General features: G+C 62.1%; 13 protein-coding genes. 10 read left to right on the top strand and 3 right to left on the bottom strand.

What is annotated here, in order from left to right; translation table 11 throughout:
• The first annotated feature begins 2 nt into the window (after positions 1-2).
• Positions 3-383, top strand: a complete 381-nt coding sequence (locus ABIE18_RS05060) for a RidA family protein (protein WP_223948469.1) — start codon at positions 3-5, stop codon at positions 381-383.
• A gap of 69 nt (positions 384-452) precedes the next feature.
• Here the strand turns inward: ABIE18_RS05060 and ABIE18_RS05055 are convergent, their stop codons facing one another.
• Positions 453-1,112, bottom strand: a complete 660-nt coding sequence (locus ABIE18_RS05055) for a response regulator (RefSeq protein WP_431119273.1) — start codon at positions 1,110-1,112, stop codon at positions 453-455.
• Positions 1,105-2,850 (bottom strand): sensor histidine kinase, encoded by a 1,746-nt coding sequence (locus ABIE18_RS05050; protein WP_499721870.1) that lies wholly within the window; start codon positions 2,848-2,850, stop codon positions 1,105-1,107. Before ABIE18_RS05050 ends, ABIE18_RS05055 begins: the two co-directional genes overlap by 8 nt.
• 198 nt (positions 2,851-3,048) lie before the next feature.
• On the opposite strand from ABIE18_RS05050, the gene ABIE18_RS05045 reads away from it, so the two are divergent.
• The 6 genes from ABIE18_RS05045 (at position 3,049) to arr (ending at position 9,278) form a co-directional block, all read left to right on the top strand.
• Positions 3,049-4,545, top strand: a complete 1,497-nt coding sequence (locus ABIE18_RS05045; RefSeq protein ID WP_499721548.1) for a CitMHS family transporter — start codon at positions 3,049-3,051, stop codon at positions 4,543-4,545.
• A gap of 238 nt (positions 4,546-4,783) precedes the next feature.
• Positions 4,784-5,080, top strand: a complete 297-nt coding sequence (gene gatC, locus ABIE18_RS05040) for an Asp-tRNA(Asn)/Glu-tRNA(Gln) amidotransferase subunit GatC (RefSeq protein ID WP_017199363.1) — start codon at positions 4,784-4,786, stop codon at positions 5,078-5,080.
• A 5-nt stretch (positions 5,081-5,085) separates the two neighbouring features.
• The gene (gene gatA, locus ABIE18_RS05035) at positions 5,086-6,654 is read left to right on the top strand and encodes an Asp-tRNA(Asn)/Glu-tRNA(Gln) amidotransferase subunit GatA (protein ID WP_477513710.1); all 1,569 of its coding nucleotides are present in this window, start codon (positions 5,086-5,088) and stop codon (positions 6,652-6,654) included.
• Positions 6,654-8,162, top strand: a complete 1,509-nt coding sequence (gene gatB / locus ABIE18_RS05030; RefSeq protein WP_499721547.1) for an Asp-tRNA(Asn)/Glu-tRNA(Gln) amidotransferase subunit GatB — start codon at positions 6,654-6,656, stop codon at positions 8,160-8,162. The genes gatA and gatB overlap by 1 nt, the downstream gene beginning before the upstream one ends.
• Positions 8,163-8,269: 107 nt before the next feature.
• Positions 8,270-8,830, top strand: coding sequence for a DUF5666 domain-containing protein (locus tag ABIE18_RS05025; RefSeq protein ID WP_499721546.1), 561 nt, complete (start codon positions 8,270-8,272; stop codon positions 8,828-8,830).
• A gap of 37 nt (positions 8,831-8,867) precedes the next feature.
• A complete protein-coding gene (arr, locus tag ABIE18_RS05020) occupies positions 8,868-9,278 on the top strand; it encodes an NAD(+)--rifampin ADP-ribosyltransferase (protein WP_499721545.1) in 411 nt (136 codons plus the stop codon).
• A 27-nt stretch (positions 9,279-9,305) separates the two neighbouring features.
• On the opposite strand, the gene ABIE18_RS05015 is transcribed toward arr, so the two are convergent.
• Entirely contained in the window at positions 9,306-10,319 is a 1,014-nt protein-coding gene (locus ABIE18_RS05015) for a formylglycine-generating enzyme family protein (protein ID WP_499721544.1), read from the bottom strand.
• A 212-nt stretch (positions 10,320-10,531) separates the two neighbouring features.
• On the opposite strand from ABIE18_RS05015, the gene ABIE18_RS05010 reads away from it, so the two are divergent.
• The 3 genes from ABIE18_RS05010 to ABIE18_RS05000 all read left to right on the top strand — a co-directional run bounded on the left by ABIE18_RS05010 (position 10,532) and on the right by ABIE18_RS05000 (position 14,244).
• Positions 10,532-11,557, top strand: a complete 1,026-nt coding sequence (locus ABIE18_RS05010) for an ABC transporter permease (RefSeq protein WP_499721543.1) — start codon at positions 10,532-10,534, stop codon at positions 11,555-11,557.
• Between the two features lie 32 nt (positions 11,558-11,589).
• Positions 11,590-12,513 carry a carbohydrate ABC transporter permease gene (locus ABIE18_RS05005; protein ID WP_499721541.1) on the top strand — a complete coding sequence of 308 codons (924 nt, stop codon included), beginning with the start codon at positions 11,590-11,592 and terminating at the stop codon, positions 12,511-12,513.
• A 69-nt stretch (positions 12,514-12,582) separates the two neighbouring features.
• Entirely contained in the window at positions 12,583-14,244 is a 1,662-nt protein-coding gene (locus tag ABIE18_RS05000) for a type 2 periplasmic-binding domain-containing protein (protein WP_499721540.1), read from the top strand.
• The last annotated feature ends 23 nt before the right edge of the window (positions 14,245-14,267 follow it).

Raw genomic sequence — 14,267 nt, 5'->3', positions numbered from 1 at the left:
GCATGCGCAAGACATATGGCACGGGTTCCGTCTGGGAACAGACCCTGGGATACTCCCGCGCGGTCCAGGTGGACAACACACTCTTCATTTCTGCCACGGCTGCCAGTGGGCCTGATGGCATTGTCGGCGATGACTTCTACTCGCAGACCAAATACATCCTTGAGAAGCTCGGAGCGGTCCTGGAAGAAGCCGGGTTCTCCTATGAGGACGTCGTTCAGTCCAAGCTGTACCTGACGGACATCAGCAAGTGGGAAGACGCTGGCCGGGCCCACGGCGAGGTTTTCGGTGAGATCCGTCCCACCCTGGCCCTGGTGCACGTGCTGCCATTCCTGGATTCCAAGATGCTGGTGGAGATCGAGCTCGTCGCGCAGAAGTCCGCCTAGTTCACCCAACTGAGTCGCAGTTGGGGTCGTTTTGACGGCTCATAACGGCCTCAACTGCGACCTGGACGGCTAGCCCGGAATGCCGTAGCGGTGTTCCGGGCGGCCCGTGCTTCCGTAGCGTAATTGGATTTCGACGGCGCCGTCGTCGGCAAGCGAGGACAGGTACCTCTGCGCGGTCGCCCGGGAAACGCCCACCCGGTCTGCGACTTCGGCGGCTGAGTACTGTTCGCCGGGAAGCAGCGATTCCAGGACCGCGGCTTCGGTTGCCGAGCGTGGCTTTTGCGTGGGCGTCACGTCACCTGGGATCAGTGCCCGTTTGGCACGCTCAATGGTGGTCTGGTCAACACCCGTTTGCTGCCCAAGGATCCGGCGATACCGTGCATAGGACCTCAGCTGCTGGGACAAGGATTCCGCTGTGAACGGCTTCAACAAGTACCCCAGGGCGCCGCGCCGAATCGCAACCCTGATGGACGGTGCATCAGAGGCCGCTGTCAGCATGATCGCATCGATGTCCAGCTGGCCCAGCAAATCAAGCCCTGAACCATCTGGCAGGTAGACGTCCAGCAATACCAAATCAGGACGCAGGCTGTGGATCGCCTGCAGAGCCTGGGACACCGAACCGGCCGGAGCGAGCGCCATGAATCCGGCTACCGAGTCCACGTAGGCTGCATGCAGTCTGGCAACGTGGAAATCATCGTCCACTATGAGCACCCTCAAATCCTCAGCCACTGCTGTCCTCCCGCATTGTCGTACCGGCTTCCGTGCCAGGTGCCGTGCCGGTTGGGGCTTCAGCGCCGCCGTCGGCCGCTCGCCCCATCACGCCAGGTATTGTCGCCATGAAAACGGCTCCGGGGCCGCCTTTCCTGCCGGTCTCCAGGACGCGGACGTCCCCACCCTTGCGCCGGGCCAATTGCCGCACCAATGCCAAGCCCAAACCTTGTCCGGCCCCCGGGCGTACCGGTTGTTCCGACGTCGTGAATCCTTCGGCAAAGACTTCCTCGGGTTCCAGGCCACCCAAACCGTCCCCGGAATCGCCGACGACGATGTGCAGCGTTCCGCTATCCTGGCCGGCATCGTCAAGCAACTCAAGTTCTACCCAGCGCTCCGAAGCGGAACCGGCGACGGCGGCACTCACGGCGTTGTCGATCAGGTTGCCGAGCACTGTAGTGACGTCCTGGGGATCGGCCACGTGTCCGCGGACCAGCGTTTCCGGCCCGATCCGCAGTGCCACTCCTCGTTCGGAAGCCTCTACACTCTTGGCGCCGACAAAAGCCTGCAAGTATGTGTCCTGAAGGAGTTCCGCCTGCTCTACAGGGAACTTCAGCGGCCCTGTGGCGGAGATCCGGGCCAGGTATTCCTTGGCTTGCTCGTGTTGGCCGATGCTCATGAAGCCGGCAATGGTGTGGAGTTGGTTGGCGAATTCGTGCCGCTGGGCGCGCAGGGCGGTGGACATGGTTCCCACCGCGTCCAACTGGCGGGTCAGTTGTTGCAGTTCGGTGCGGTCGCGGAGCATGACCACCCAGCCGAGGTCTTCCTTGCGGTGCCAGGCCTTGCGGGCACTGGCCACCAGGACCCGTCCGCCGGCTACGAGTTCCACGGCTTCGGCGTCACGGGCTGCCGGTTGTGTGAGTTGCTTGAGTGACACAGGAACGTTGGCCGTTGCCCAGTCCTGGCCGGTGGCGTCGGGCAGGTCCAGGAGTCTGGCGGCAGCTGCGTTGAACACGGAGATGCGTCCGTCCGCGGCGATCCCGATCACGCCCTCGTCCACGCCTTGGAGCACTGCCACTTGGTCGTGGACGAGGGTGCTGATTTCCTCTGGTTCCAAGCCCAACGTGAGGCGTTGCAGGCGCCGCCGGAGCAGGAATGAAGCGAGGACGCCAGCCAGGAGTGCGCCGCCCGCGGTCAGGGCAATGGGCACAATGTCCTGTGCCAGGCTCTTGCTGAGGGACTCCATGGAGTAACCCACGCTCACTTCGCCCACGATGGTGCCAGCGGTTGCAGCGCCGCCGGATGAGGGTGCGTACACCGGCACCTTGGCCCCCGCCGATGGACCCAAAGTGCCCGTGTTGCGGGTGGTGATCTCCTGGCCGGCCAATGCTACGGAGGGATCTGTGCTCACCCGTTCACCGAGCCGCGCAATTTCCGGGTGGGCCAACCGGAGCCCGGTTTCGTCCGTGATGACCACGAAGAGGGCCCCAGTGCGGATCCGGGCCGCTTCTGCCGCTCCCTGCAAGGGGCCGGCGGCAAGAACGCTGGGCGGCGGCGTTCCTTCTTCTTTGCTGATTGCCTCGACGTCTTCCCTGATGTCGGGATCCGCCGCAACTGTGCGGGCCAGGGTGAGCGCCTGGTTTTCGGCTTCGTCGCCGATCCGTTCGTAGACCAGCCACGCGTGGACGGCACCGCTCAGGAGCACCACAAGAAGAACTACCCCCAGTTGGAGGAGGAGTGTCTGGGTGGAGAAACGCATACTGACCCTGGTAAAGCGCGGCACCCTTACTCCTTTCCTCCAGCTCCATTGAAGCACTGAGCACAATGAGCAAAACGCTCGCAATGATCAGTATTCCCAACAATTCCCGGAAACCCCAGCCCGTGACGGGCGCCACTATAACGTCTGTAGTGCGCATCACATCGAAGTGGTGCCATTCACAGTAGTAAGGAGCCGGCCGTGCTGGTTTTGCTTGGATTCGCAATGATTGCGGTATTCATGGTCCTGATCATGACCAAAAAGTTGACGCCCGTCTTGGCGCTGATCATCGTCCCCACCATCTTTGGCCTCTTCGCGGGGGCCGGCTTGGGCATAGGCCCCATGGTCATGGACTCGATGAAGTCCATGACCTCCACGGCCGCGCTCCTCATGTTCGCCATCATCTACTTCGGCCTGATGATCGACGTCGGGCTGTTCGACCCCCTGGTGAAGTTCATTCTGCGCAAGCTCGGGAACGATCCTGCCAAGGTAGTCCTGGGCACAGCTATCCTCGCCGCGGCAGTCTCCCTGGACGGTGACGGCTCAACCACCTTCATCCTCACCACCGCCGCCATGCTGCCGGTCTACCTGCGCCTGAAGATGAGTCCCGTTGTCCTGACCTGCGTGGCCGGCCTCGCCAACGGCACCATGAACATCCTGCCGTGGGGCGGACCCACAGCCCGCGCTGCAACCGCACTGAAGCTGGACGTCAACGACGTCTTCGTCCCCATGGTCCCGTCCCTCATCGTTGGCCTTATCGTCGTGCTCGTCTTCTCCTGGCTGCTCGGTCTGCAGGAACGTAACCGCCTCCGCACCACCGCGCCCGAAATCTGGGGCGACGTCGCCAATCCTTCCGACGCGTTCGACGGCGGCACTGGCCGCGGCGGTTCGGCCGCCACCGGTGCTGGTACTGGTGGTTCGGGCGTCAGCAAGGGCCGCTTCGGCTTTGGCCGCACCGCACCCAAGCCGGTAACCGGCGGAGGCGCCGGCGTCGCAGTTCTTGAACGTACTGAAGAGCTGGTGGACGATCACGACACCGCCATGGCTGACACCGCTCTGGATCCCAACCGCACCACGCTGCGTCCCAAACTGTTCTGGTTCAACTTGGGGCTCACGGTCGCCGTCATGGTCACCCTGGTAGCGAACATCGTCCCGCTCCCGTTCGTCTTCATGGTGGGCTCGGCCATCGCACTGCTGGTCAACTTCCCCAAGGTCAAGGACCAGGGCGCCCAGCTGATCGCCCACGCACCGTCGATCGTCGCCGTCGTCAGCATGGTCATGGCCGCTGCAGTCCTCACCGGTGTCCTCAACGGCACCGGCATGGTCAAGGCAATGTCCGAGTGGCTCGTCCAGATCATCCCCGCGGACATGGGTCCGTTCATGGCAGTCATCACCGGCGTGCTCAGCATTCCGATGACCTTCTTCATGAGCAACGACGCCTTCTACTTCGGTGTACTTCCGGTCCTCAGCGAAACCGCAGCCCACTACGGCGTCGGCGCAGCGGACATGGCCCGCGCTTCCATCACTGGCCAGCCGTTCCACCTCCAGAGCCCCCTGGTCCCTGCGATCCTGCTGTTGGTGTCGCTGGCAAAGGTAGACCTGGGCGACCACCACAAGAAGGTCCTCTGGCGCACTGCAGTCATCTCGATCGTCATGCTTGCCGTCGGAGTCCTGACCGGCGCAATCGGCATGGGCTGACCCGAAACAAGCCCACCCCAACCCAAATCCGAGCGCCTTCTTGCGTGACGAGTTCGCGGGTTCGCTGCCAATTCGCCGTTCAGCAACGGCGAATTGAGCGGCGGACCAGCGATTTGGCGTTAAGGGAGAGCCGCCAAAGGCAACCTACCGCCTAGCGGGGTCAGCGCATCAGTTCGAAGCCGACCTACAGCCAAGTAGACTGGTTCGGAAAACCATTTGAACTTTGCAGGGGAGATCCATGGCTGCGATCAACCGTGACGACGTCGCGCATCTTGCGCGTCTGGCTCACATTGAAATGAGTGCCGAAGAGTTGGACAGGATGGCGGTTGAGCTTGCCGTCATCGTGGATTCGGTGAAGTCCGTCAGCGAAGCCGCCGGGGAGGATGTCCCGGCCACGTCCCACCCGATTCCACTGACCAACGTGTTCCGTGAGGACGTCGTGGGCCACACGTTTACGGCTGAGCAGGCGTTGTCCGGCGCTCCGGATGCTTACGAGAACCGTTTCAAGGTCCCGGCAATCCTGGATGAGGACTAATTACCATGACTGAGCTGAAGAACGAACTCATTCGCCACTCCGCTGCCGATCTTGCTGCGAAGCTTGCTGCCCGCGAGGTTTCCGCTGTTGAAGTGACGCAGGCCCACCTTGACCGTATTGCTGACGTGGACGGCCAGATTAACGCGTTCCTGCACGTTAATACGGAGGAAGCCCTGGCTGTTGCGGCCGAGGTTGACGCTGCGCGTGCCGCCGGTGGCGCCGCTGCCGGGGAACTTCATGCCCTGGCCGGAGTGCCGATCGCGGTGAAGGACTTGATCGTGACGATCGGCCAGCCGACGACGGCTGGTTCGAAGATCCTTGAGGGCTGGCACAGCCCCTATGACGCCACCGTGGTGAAGAAGCTGCGCGCGGCCAAGATGCCCATCCTCGGCAAGACCAACCTTGACGAGTTCGCCATGGGTTCCTCCACGGAGCATTCGGCGTACGGGCCCACCCGCAACCCTTGGGACCTGGACCGCATTCCTGGCGGTTCAGGCGGTGGCTCGGCTGCCGCCGTCGCTGCTTTTGAAGCGCCGCTGGCGCTGGGCACTGACACCGGTGGATCGATCCGCCAGCCCGGTGCTGTCACCGGAACCGTCGGCGTCAAGCCGACGTATGGTGCAGTTTCCCGCTACGGCGCGATTGCCATGGCGTCCTCGCTGGACCAGATTGGCCCGGTGTCCCGCACGGTGCTGGACGCGGCTCTGTTGCAGGAAGTCATCGGCGGCCATGATCCGTTCGATTCCACGTCCCTGACCGATCCCTTCGACAACCTGGCCGCTGCTGCCCGCGTCGGCAACGTTGCTGGAATGAAGATCGGCATCATCAAGGAGCTGCACGGCGAGGGCTATCAGGCCGGCGTCGAGAACCGTTTTAACGAGTCCCTTCAGTTGCTGAAGGATGCCGGCGCGGAAATCGTTGAGGTTTCCTGCCCCAACCTGAAGTACGCCCTGGGCGCTTACTACCTGATCATGCCGTCCGAGGCGTCCAGCAACCTGGCCAAGTTCGACGGCGTTCGGTATGGCTTGCGTGCCCTGCCCAAGGACGGCCCAATGACGATCGAGCGCGTCATGGGTGCAACCCGCGCCGCCGGCTTTGGTGATGAGGTCAAGCGCCGCATCATCCTGGGCACCTACGCCCTGAGCGCTGGCTATTACGACGCCTACTACGGTTCGGCGCAGAAGGTCCGCACGCTTATTCAGCGCGACTTCGACGCCGCGTTCTCGAAGGCGGATGTCCTGATTTCGCCTACGGCTCCCACCACAGCGTTCAAACTGGGGGAGAAGGCGAACGATCCTCTGGCCATGTACCTGAACGACGTCGCCACGATCCCCGCCAATATGGCTGGTATCCCGGGCTTATCGCTGCCCGGTGGCCTGGCTGACGAGGACGGCTTGCCCGTTGGCGTGCAGCTGCTGGCCCCTGCCCGCCAGGATGCCCGCCTGTACCGCGTAGGTGCTGTGCTTGAATCCATCCTGGAAGAAAAGTGGGGCGGCCCGCTTCTTGCCCAGGCTCCTGAATTGAAGACACCCGCTCTCGGTGCCGCATCCAACTCCGCCGGAGGTTCAAACTAATGTCCGTCGACGCAACCCTGAGCTTCGAAGAGGCCATGGAGAAGTACGATCCTGTTCTGGGTTTCGAGGTCCACGTGGAGCTCAACACCAAGACCAAGATGTTCTCCTCCGCACCGAACGTCTTCGGCGATGAGCCGAACACCAACGTCAACGAGGTGGATCTCGGCATGCCCGGCGTCCTCCCGGTGGTGAACAAGACGGCTGTGGAGTCTTCCATCAAGATCGGCCTTGCCCTGAACTGCAAGATCGCCGAGTACTGCCGCTTCGCCCGGAAGAACTACTTCTACCCGGACACCCCGAAGAACTTCCAGACTTCGCAGTATGACGAGCCGATCGCGTACGACGGTTACCTCGACATCGAGCTTGAGGATGGCACCATCTTCCGCGTCGAGATCGAGCGTGCCCACATGGAAGAGGACGCCGGAAAGCTCACCCACATGGGTGGTTCTGCGGGCCGCATCCAGGGCGCCGACTACTCGCTGGTGGACTACAACCGTTCGGGTGTTCCGTTGGTGGAAATCGTCACCAAGCCGATCCAGGGTGCCGGAAGCCGTGCCCCGGAGCTGGCCAAGGCCTACGTTGCCGCAGTCCGCGAAATCGTGAAGAACCTTGGTGTTTCGGACGCCAAGATGGAACGCGGCAACGTCCGCTGCGACGCCAACGTTTCCCTGCGCCCGCACGGCCAGGAACGCTTCGGCATCCGCTCGGAGACGAAGAACGTTAACTCGCTGCGCGCGGTCGAGCACGCCGTTCGTTACGAGATCCAGCGCCACGCTGCCGTCTTGGACTCCGGCCAGCCGGTGATCCAGGAGACGCGACACTGGCACGAGGACACGCGTTCGACGACGTCGGGCCGCGCCAAGTCCGACGCCGACGATTACCGCTACTTCCCCGAGCCGGACCTGGTTCCGGTGGTCGCCTCCCGTGAGTGGGTGGAGGAGCTTCGTGCCACCCTTCCGGAGCCGCCGGCCGAACGCCGCAAGCGGCTCAAGGAAGCCTGGGGCTACTCGGATCTGGAGTTCCGCGATGTGGTCAACGCCGGCGTCATGGACTCGATCGAGGAAACCATCGCAGCCGGTGCCAGCGCAGACGTTGCCCGGAAATGGTGGATGGGTGAAATCGTTGGCCGCGCCAAGGTTGCCGACGTCGATCCTTCCGCTCTGGGTGTCACACCGCAGGTCATCGTCGAGCTGAACAAGCTCGTCGAGGACGGCAAGATCAACAACAAGATGGCCACGCAGGTCCTGGACGGCGTTCTTGCCGGCGAAGGTACACCGGCCGAGATCGTTGAAAAGCGCGGCCTCGCGGTGGTTTCCGACGACGGTCCGCTGCTGGAAGCCATCGACGCCGCCCTTGCGGCACAGCCTGACGTCGCGGAGAAGATCCGTGGTGGCAAGGTCCAGGCCATTGGCGCAATTGTGGGCGGTGTCATGAAGGCAACGCGTGGCCAGGCCGACGCCGGCCGTGTACGCGAACTGATCCTGGAAAAGCTCGGCGTCGAAGGCTAGATCCGGCGGCAAATTGCCCAAGTAGCTCGCAGTTGTGGTTGTTTTGAGAGCTCAGAACAACCACAACTGCGAGCTACTTTTTTGTGTAACGGGGGCAGAATGGATGCATGGCCACCATTACACCGGGCCTTCGCAAGGCCCTTATCGCCACCGGCATCGCCGTCGCCCTGACCGGCGGCGGGGCAGCCGCAGTGTGGGCAGGCAACCAACCCAGCCCCTCGCCGTCGAGCGCCACTGCCTCACCAAGTCCCTCCGCATCTGACGGCGCCAAGCGCGCTGAGGGGCGCGCCCATGGGATCCATGGCGAGCACGTTGTGAAAGAGCAGGACGGTACCTTCCGCACTGTGGTCACGCAGGCCGGCAAGATCGAGTCCGTGAGCGATTCTGCCATCACCGTCAAGAGCGAGGATGGCTTCACGCAGAGCTATGCGATCAACTCCGGGACCCGCATCTCACGCATGCCCACTGACCTCTCAGAATTGCGCAACGGCAAGGGCAAGCCCACGCTGCCTTCGGCTACCGCGGCGGAACTCAAGGCCGGCGACACCGTCCGGATAGCAGGTACCAAGGACGGTGACACCGTGACGGCGCAGCGCATTGTGGCCGGTGAGCTTCCGGCCGTCCTCAAAGGCCACGGCCTCAAGGGGCGCGGACATCAGGGACTATAACCAGTTGGCCCGCGCGCTCTGCGATTAGGGTGTAACTGTGAATCAACACTTGGACGAGGGTCCGTTCTTTCATGGCACGAAAGCCAACCTTCGGGAAGGTGATCTCCTGAGCGCGGGCTTCAGATCGAACTACCGTCCCGAGGTCGTGATGAACCACATCTACTTCACTGCCCTGCGGGATGGCGCGGGACTGGCTGCCGAACTTGCGGCTGGTGACACTGAGCCGCGCGTTTACGCCGTCGAGCCGACCGGGCCATTCGAGGACGACCCCAACGTGACTGACAAGAAATTCCCCGGCAACCCCACCCGCTCATACCGCAGCACGGCCCCGCTCAGGGTGCTGGGCGAAGTCACTGATTGGAAACGGCTGGAACCCGAGGCGCTGCGAGCGTGGAAGGAACGCCTGGCGGCAATTCTTGCTGATGAGCGCGGCGAAATCATCAACTGACGATTATCCTCGTCCGACCCGGGAACCTTAGAGCGCCACGGTCCTGAATCCGAGGTTGGCGCTTGCCGAGTCAGGCGTGTTGGAACTCCGCGCGGCCAGCCGGTAACGGTTGCAGTAGGAATCGTGGCAAAGGTATGAGCCGCCGCGCATGACCCTTCCGCGGCCAATCGTTGGGCCCTGCGGGTCTTCTACGGTTCCGGCGGTCAGGCACGTCTTGTAGTACTTGGGCAGGAACCAATCGCTGCACCACTCCCACACATTGCCGCTGGTCTGGTACAGCCCGTAGCCGTTCGGGGCGAAGGACCTGGCCGGCGCGGTGGTGAGGTGGCCGTCCTCGACGTCGTTACGCACCGGAAACTCGCCCTGCCAGATGTTGCAGTTGTGCCGGGCGCTGCCTTCGGCGCTGTCATTGTGAAGTTCGTTGCCCCATGGATAGCGCCGTCCGGCCGCACCGCCCCGGGCTGCATACTCCCATTCCGCTTCGGTGGGCAGTCGTCGCCCCGCCCACGCGCAGTAGGCCAAGGCGTCGTTGAAGGACACGTGCGTCACTGGATGGTCCGGGATGTCCGTCCAGTGGGAGAGGGGTCCGGCCGGGTGGGCCCAGTCTGCGCCACGCACGTTGAGCCACCAAGGGACGTTGTTGACCCTGTTCAGGATGTCGTGCGGCTCGGCCTTGACTGCAAGATGGAACACCGCAGACGTCCCGAACTCTTCAGATTCCGTGCTGTGCCCTGTGGCATCCACGAATGCCGCGAACTCCGTGTTGGTGACCGTGGTGGCGCTGATGGTGAATCCGGAAACGGACACTTCGTGGACTGGCGTCTCGCCGTCGCCGTCGTAGCCTTCGCCAAAAGGATCGCCCATGGCGAAAGTCCCGGAGGGGATCTCGACGTCGCCATTAACCGCCGTCACGGCGTCGTTGCCGGAACGTACGACGCCGGCCGTCGGGTTCCGGTGTCCGCCCGCCGCGCGTAGTGGGAGCGCCAGTCCGGGTGCCGTGTTTTCCCGGGCGCCGGCGCCCGGGCTGCAGCAATCTGCCATATCAACCTTCCCTCTGCGGTTCTCCATCAATCTTAGTGGGGTGGGCCACAACGCCAATAATGATCAAAACTGATTTCTATCGTCAGTTTCAATCATGATCTTGCAAACGGGAAGGGTGTCGTTTATGGTTTGTTAAACGGTTAACGAGCGTGTTTTGAATCACACTCTTCAATCAACATTGAGAACCCTTGCCCCAGCACTGAGGAGACAGCATGAACTCGACGACGCAACAAGCTCCGGCTTTGCCGGAAGCGCGCCGCGTCCCGGAGCCATTGCCCGGAAAATCCGGCATGGGGAGGCGCAAGGGCAACAGGGCACCCCAGCAAAGCTTCCGTTCGAGGCTGAGGCGCGATAAGCAGATGCTCCTGATGATGCTCCCGGGTGTTGCTTTCCTGCTGCTCTTCTTCTACATCCCGATCCTGGGCAACGTCATCGCGTTCCAGGACTACCAGCCCTACCTCGGCATCGGGGACAGCCTCTTTGTTGGCTGGCAGAACTTTGTGGACCTGTTCGGCAACCCCGACTTCATCCACGCGTTCTGGAACACGCTCTACCTTGCGGCGTGGCAGCTGGTTTTCCTTTTCCCGGTGCCGCTGGTGCTTGCACTGATTGTGGACTCACTGATCAGCACGCGGGTCCGCAGGATTTTCCAGAGCATCGCCTACCTGCCGCACTTCTTGTCCTGGGTCCTGGTGATCGCATTCTTCCAGCAGATGTTGGGCGGTGCGGGCTTCGTCAACAACCTGCTTCGCGATATGGGCATGGATCCAATTCCGTTCATGACCAATCCAGAGACGTTCCCCATCATGGTGGTTGTCCAGATGATCTGGAAGGACGCCGGCTGGGCAATGATCATCTTCCTCGCTGCCCTGGCAAGCATTGATGCCTCTTTGTATGAGGCAGCGGCTGCTGACGGTGCGGGACGTTGGCGCAGGATGTGGCACATCACCTTGCCTGGGCTAAGGCCGGTGATCGTGCTCCTCCTGATCCTGCGCATTGGCGACATACTTTCCGTCGGTTTTGAGCAGTTCATCCTCCAACGCGACGCCGTGGGTGCAGGGGCAGCGGAAGTGCTGGACACCTTTACCTACTACACCGGTGTGGTCGGTGGCGGCTGGAGTTCAGGTGCCGCAGCGGGCCTGGCGAAGGGTGTGGTCAGTGCCCTGCTGATCTACGGCGCCAATAAACTTGCCCACCGCTTCGGCGAAGACGGAATTTTTGCTAAGCAAGCACGCTGAGCCCACACGGCTGCTGCACAAGGAGAACCCCCATGGCAACATCACTTTTCACGAGGAAATCGCGGGAATTGAGCTACAACCCCAAACGACCCGTATGGAAGGAACGCCCTTCTCCTCTCTACCAGACGGTAAAGGCCGTTGTCCTCGTCCTTTTCAGCCTGTCCATCCTGACGCCGATCCTCTTGGTGGTGTCCACGTCATTGGCGGACACTGAACAACTCGTGCAGGCCGGTGGATTCGTGCTCTGGCCTGAGCGGCCCACCTTGGAGGCTTACGCCACGATCTTCAAAGGCCCCATGGTTCTGCAATCCCTCGGCGTGAGCATGCTCATCACCGCCGTGGGCACCATCCTGGCGCTGTTCGTCACCATCACCATGGCGTACGCCACCAGCCGATCAGTCCTCTTCGGCCGCCCCGTGGTACTCGCGGTGTTGTTCACGCTCTTGTTCGCGCCGGGCCTCATCCCGTCCTTCCTCATGATTCGACAGCTCGGGCTGCTGGATTCCCTGTGGTCGCTGATCCTCCCTGGAATATTCGGCGCCTTCAACTTTGTGGTGATGCGCTCGTTCTTCATGAATATCCCGGGCGAATTGATCGAAAGCGCCAGGATCGATGGTGCCAACGACTGGCAGATCCTGTGGCGGATCGTCATGCCGCTGTCCAAGGCCGTCATCGCGGTGGTCGGTTTGTTCTATGCCGTTGGTTTCTGGAACTCGTTCTTCAACGCACTGCTCTACATCAATGACCACAGCAAATGGCCCATCCAGTTGCTGCTCCGCAACTTTGTAGTCCAGGGCAGCGGGGCGGCAGACCGGCTGGGAATCACCACCACACCTCCGCCGCAATCCATCCAGATGGCTGTAGTCGTGGTGGCGCTGGTTCCCATCCTGATGGTTTACCCGTTCCTCCAAAAGCACTTTTCCAAGGGCGTCATCACCGGCGCCGTGAAGGGTTAGCCGCTCCCGCGGCCTGCCTGCAACAAGAACAGCATCACCTACCAGTAAATAACCAGAAAGGGTTATGCCATGACGAGCACTACCTCAGGACAGGCTGGATTCAGCCGTCGCGGCTTCCTTGGCCTCGCAGGCCTGGCCGTCACCGCCGTCGGCCTGTCTGCTTGTGGGGGTGGGGGAGCTGCGAGCAGCGGAGGCGCAGCGGCCTCCGCTTCGGTCAAGCTGCCCACCTACAAGGAATTCACCGGTGTGACTCCGGACCTTGCCGGTAACGCTAAAGGCGTGCAGGCCGGCTACTTCAAGCTGCCCACCGCTGTGCAGTCCGTGAAGACTCCGCCGCTTAAGGGCAAGGTGACCGGTCTGACGGAAACCTTCGACACCATGAGCCCCGGTCTGAAGGACAACCCCTTCTGGCAACGCCTCAACGCCAAGCTCGGCGGTGACCTGGAACTGCAGATCGCCGAGGACATTGGAGACGGCTATCCAGCCAAGTTCGCCACTGTCCTTGCCAGCAATGAACTGCCGGACATGATGTGGGTGCCACCGAACCAGGGAATTCCCAATGTGGGCCCGATGCTCGAAGCGAAGTTCCAGGACCTGACGCCCTATCTCTCAGGCGACGCTGTGCTCGAGTACCCCAACCTGGCCGCGCTGAAGCCCGATTCCTGGAAGACCGCCGTCGTGAACGGCAAGATCTGGGGAGCGCCCATCCCGAGCACCCCGTTCGGCCAGGTGTACCTGGGCAACCACGACGCATGGGCACAAGTAGGTGGTTTTGAGGCTTCGAGCGCTGACGAGTTCCTGGACAAGGCCAAGGAACTGACCCGTCCTGGCGATCAGAAGTATGCCCTGGAGCCCGCGTATATCAATGCTCTGCACATGGTTACCGAGTGGTTTGGCGCCCCGAACAGCTGGGCCATCAACAAGGACCGTACGCTGACGCACTTGTACGAAACTGATGAGTACATGGCCGGCGTGGAGTTCACCGCCAAGATGTTCGCAGCCGGCGTTTTCTACCCGGATTCCAAGGCCACGGACATTCGTTCCCGCGTTGCCAATGGCAGTGTTGCCGCGCAGGTGGTGGTGGGTCCCCATGACCTCCGCAGCTACCGGGCACTGAACAAGACTGCCAAGTTCGACATCCTTATTCCGTTCAGCGCCGACGGGAAGGTCAAGCCAACCTACGACATGGGCTACGGGACGGTGGGTTTCACGCCGTTCAAGAAGGCTGGGGAGGACAAGATCCGCGAACTTCTGGCCCTCATCAACTACCTGTCGGCACCCTTCGGCACGGTGGAGTACATGCAGAAGAACTTCGGGGAGCTCGGCCAGGACTACATCCTGGATGGTTCGGGCAACCCGGTGCGTACGGAGACTGGAACCACGAATGCGCCCGGTTTGGTTTCGGCGTTGAACATCATGTCCAGCCCGGAGAACGTCATCTTCAATCCGGGATTCGACGACGACACCCGCTATGTCAGCCAGCAGGAAGAAAAATTGCTGGAGCTCGCATGGCGCAACCCCACCAATGGTTCCTACTCCGATACGAACGCCAAGGTGGGGGCGAAGATCACCAAACAGCTCCGCGACAAGGTGGTGGACATCATCACCGGACGGGCCAAGATCGATGAACTCAAGGACGCGGTCAAGCGCTGGAAGAGCGAAGGTGGTGACAAGATGCGCGACGAATACCAGGCCGCGTTGGATCCCGCTGCTCCCGCGTTCAGGAGCTAGCCTCAAAAAACAAGGCGACATCA

This window comes from Arthrobacter sp. 2762, from assembly GCF_040548745.1.
Classification (GTDB): domain Bacteria; phylum Actinomycetota; class Actinomycetes; order Actinomycetales; family Micrococcaceae; genus Arthrobacter.
Note: the sequence above shows the minus strand (reverse complement) of the source record. Positions and strands in the feature narration are given on the sequence as shown.

Coding starts and splice junctions, on each gene's coding strand:
- ABIE18_RS05005 (WP_499721541.1), top strand. CDS start 11,590: ATGGCAACATCACTTTTCACGAGGAAATCGCGGGAATTGAGCTACAAC.
- ABIE18_RS05010 (WP_499721543.1), top strand. CDS start 10,532: ATGAACTCGACGACGCAACAAGCTCCGGCTTTGCCGGAAGCGCGCCGC.
- gatC (WP_017199363.1), top strand. CDS start 4,784: ATGGCTGCGATCAACCGTGACGACGTCGCGCATCTTGCGCGTCTGGCT.
- gatB (WP_499721547.1), top strand. CDS start 6,654: ATGTCCGTCGACGCAACCCTGAGCTTCGAAGAGGCCATGGAGAAGTAC.
- ABIE18_RS05060 (WP_223948469.1), top strand. CDS start 3: ATGCGCAAGACATATGGCACGGGTTCCGTCTGGGAACAGACCCTGGGA.
- gatA (WP_477513710.1), top strand. CDS start 5,086: ATGACTGAGCTGAAGAACGAACTCATTCGCCACTCCGCTGCCGATCTT.
- ABIE18_RS05000 (WP_499721540.1), top strand. CDS start 12,583: ATGACGAGCACTACCTCAGGACAGGCTGGATTCAGCCGTCGCGGCTTC.
- ABIE18_RS05015 (WP_499721544.1), bottom strand. CDS start 10,319: ATGGCAGATTGCTGCAGCCCGGGCGCCGGCGCCCGGGAAAACACGGCA.
- ABIE18_RS05025 (WP_499721546.1), top strand. CDS start 8,270: ATGGCCACCATTACACCGGGCCTTCGCAAGGCCCTTATCGCCACCGGC.
- ABIE18_RS05050 (WP_499721870.1), bottom strand. CDS start 2,850: ATGCGTTTCTCCACCCAGACACTCCTCCTCCAACTGGGGGTAGTTCTT.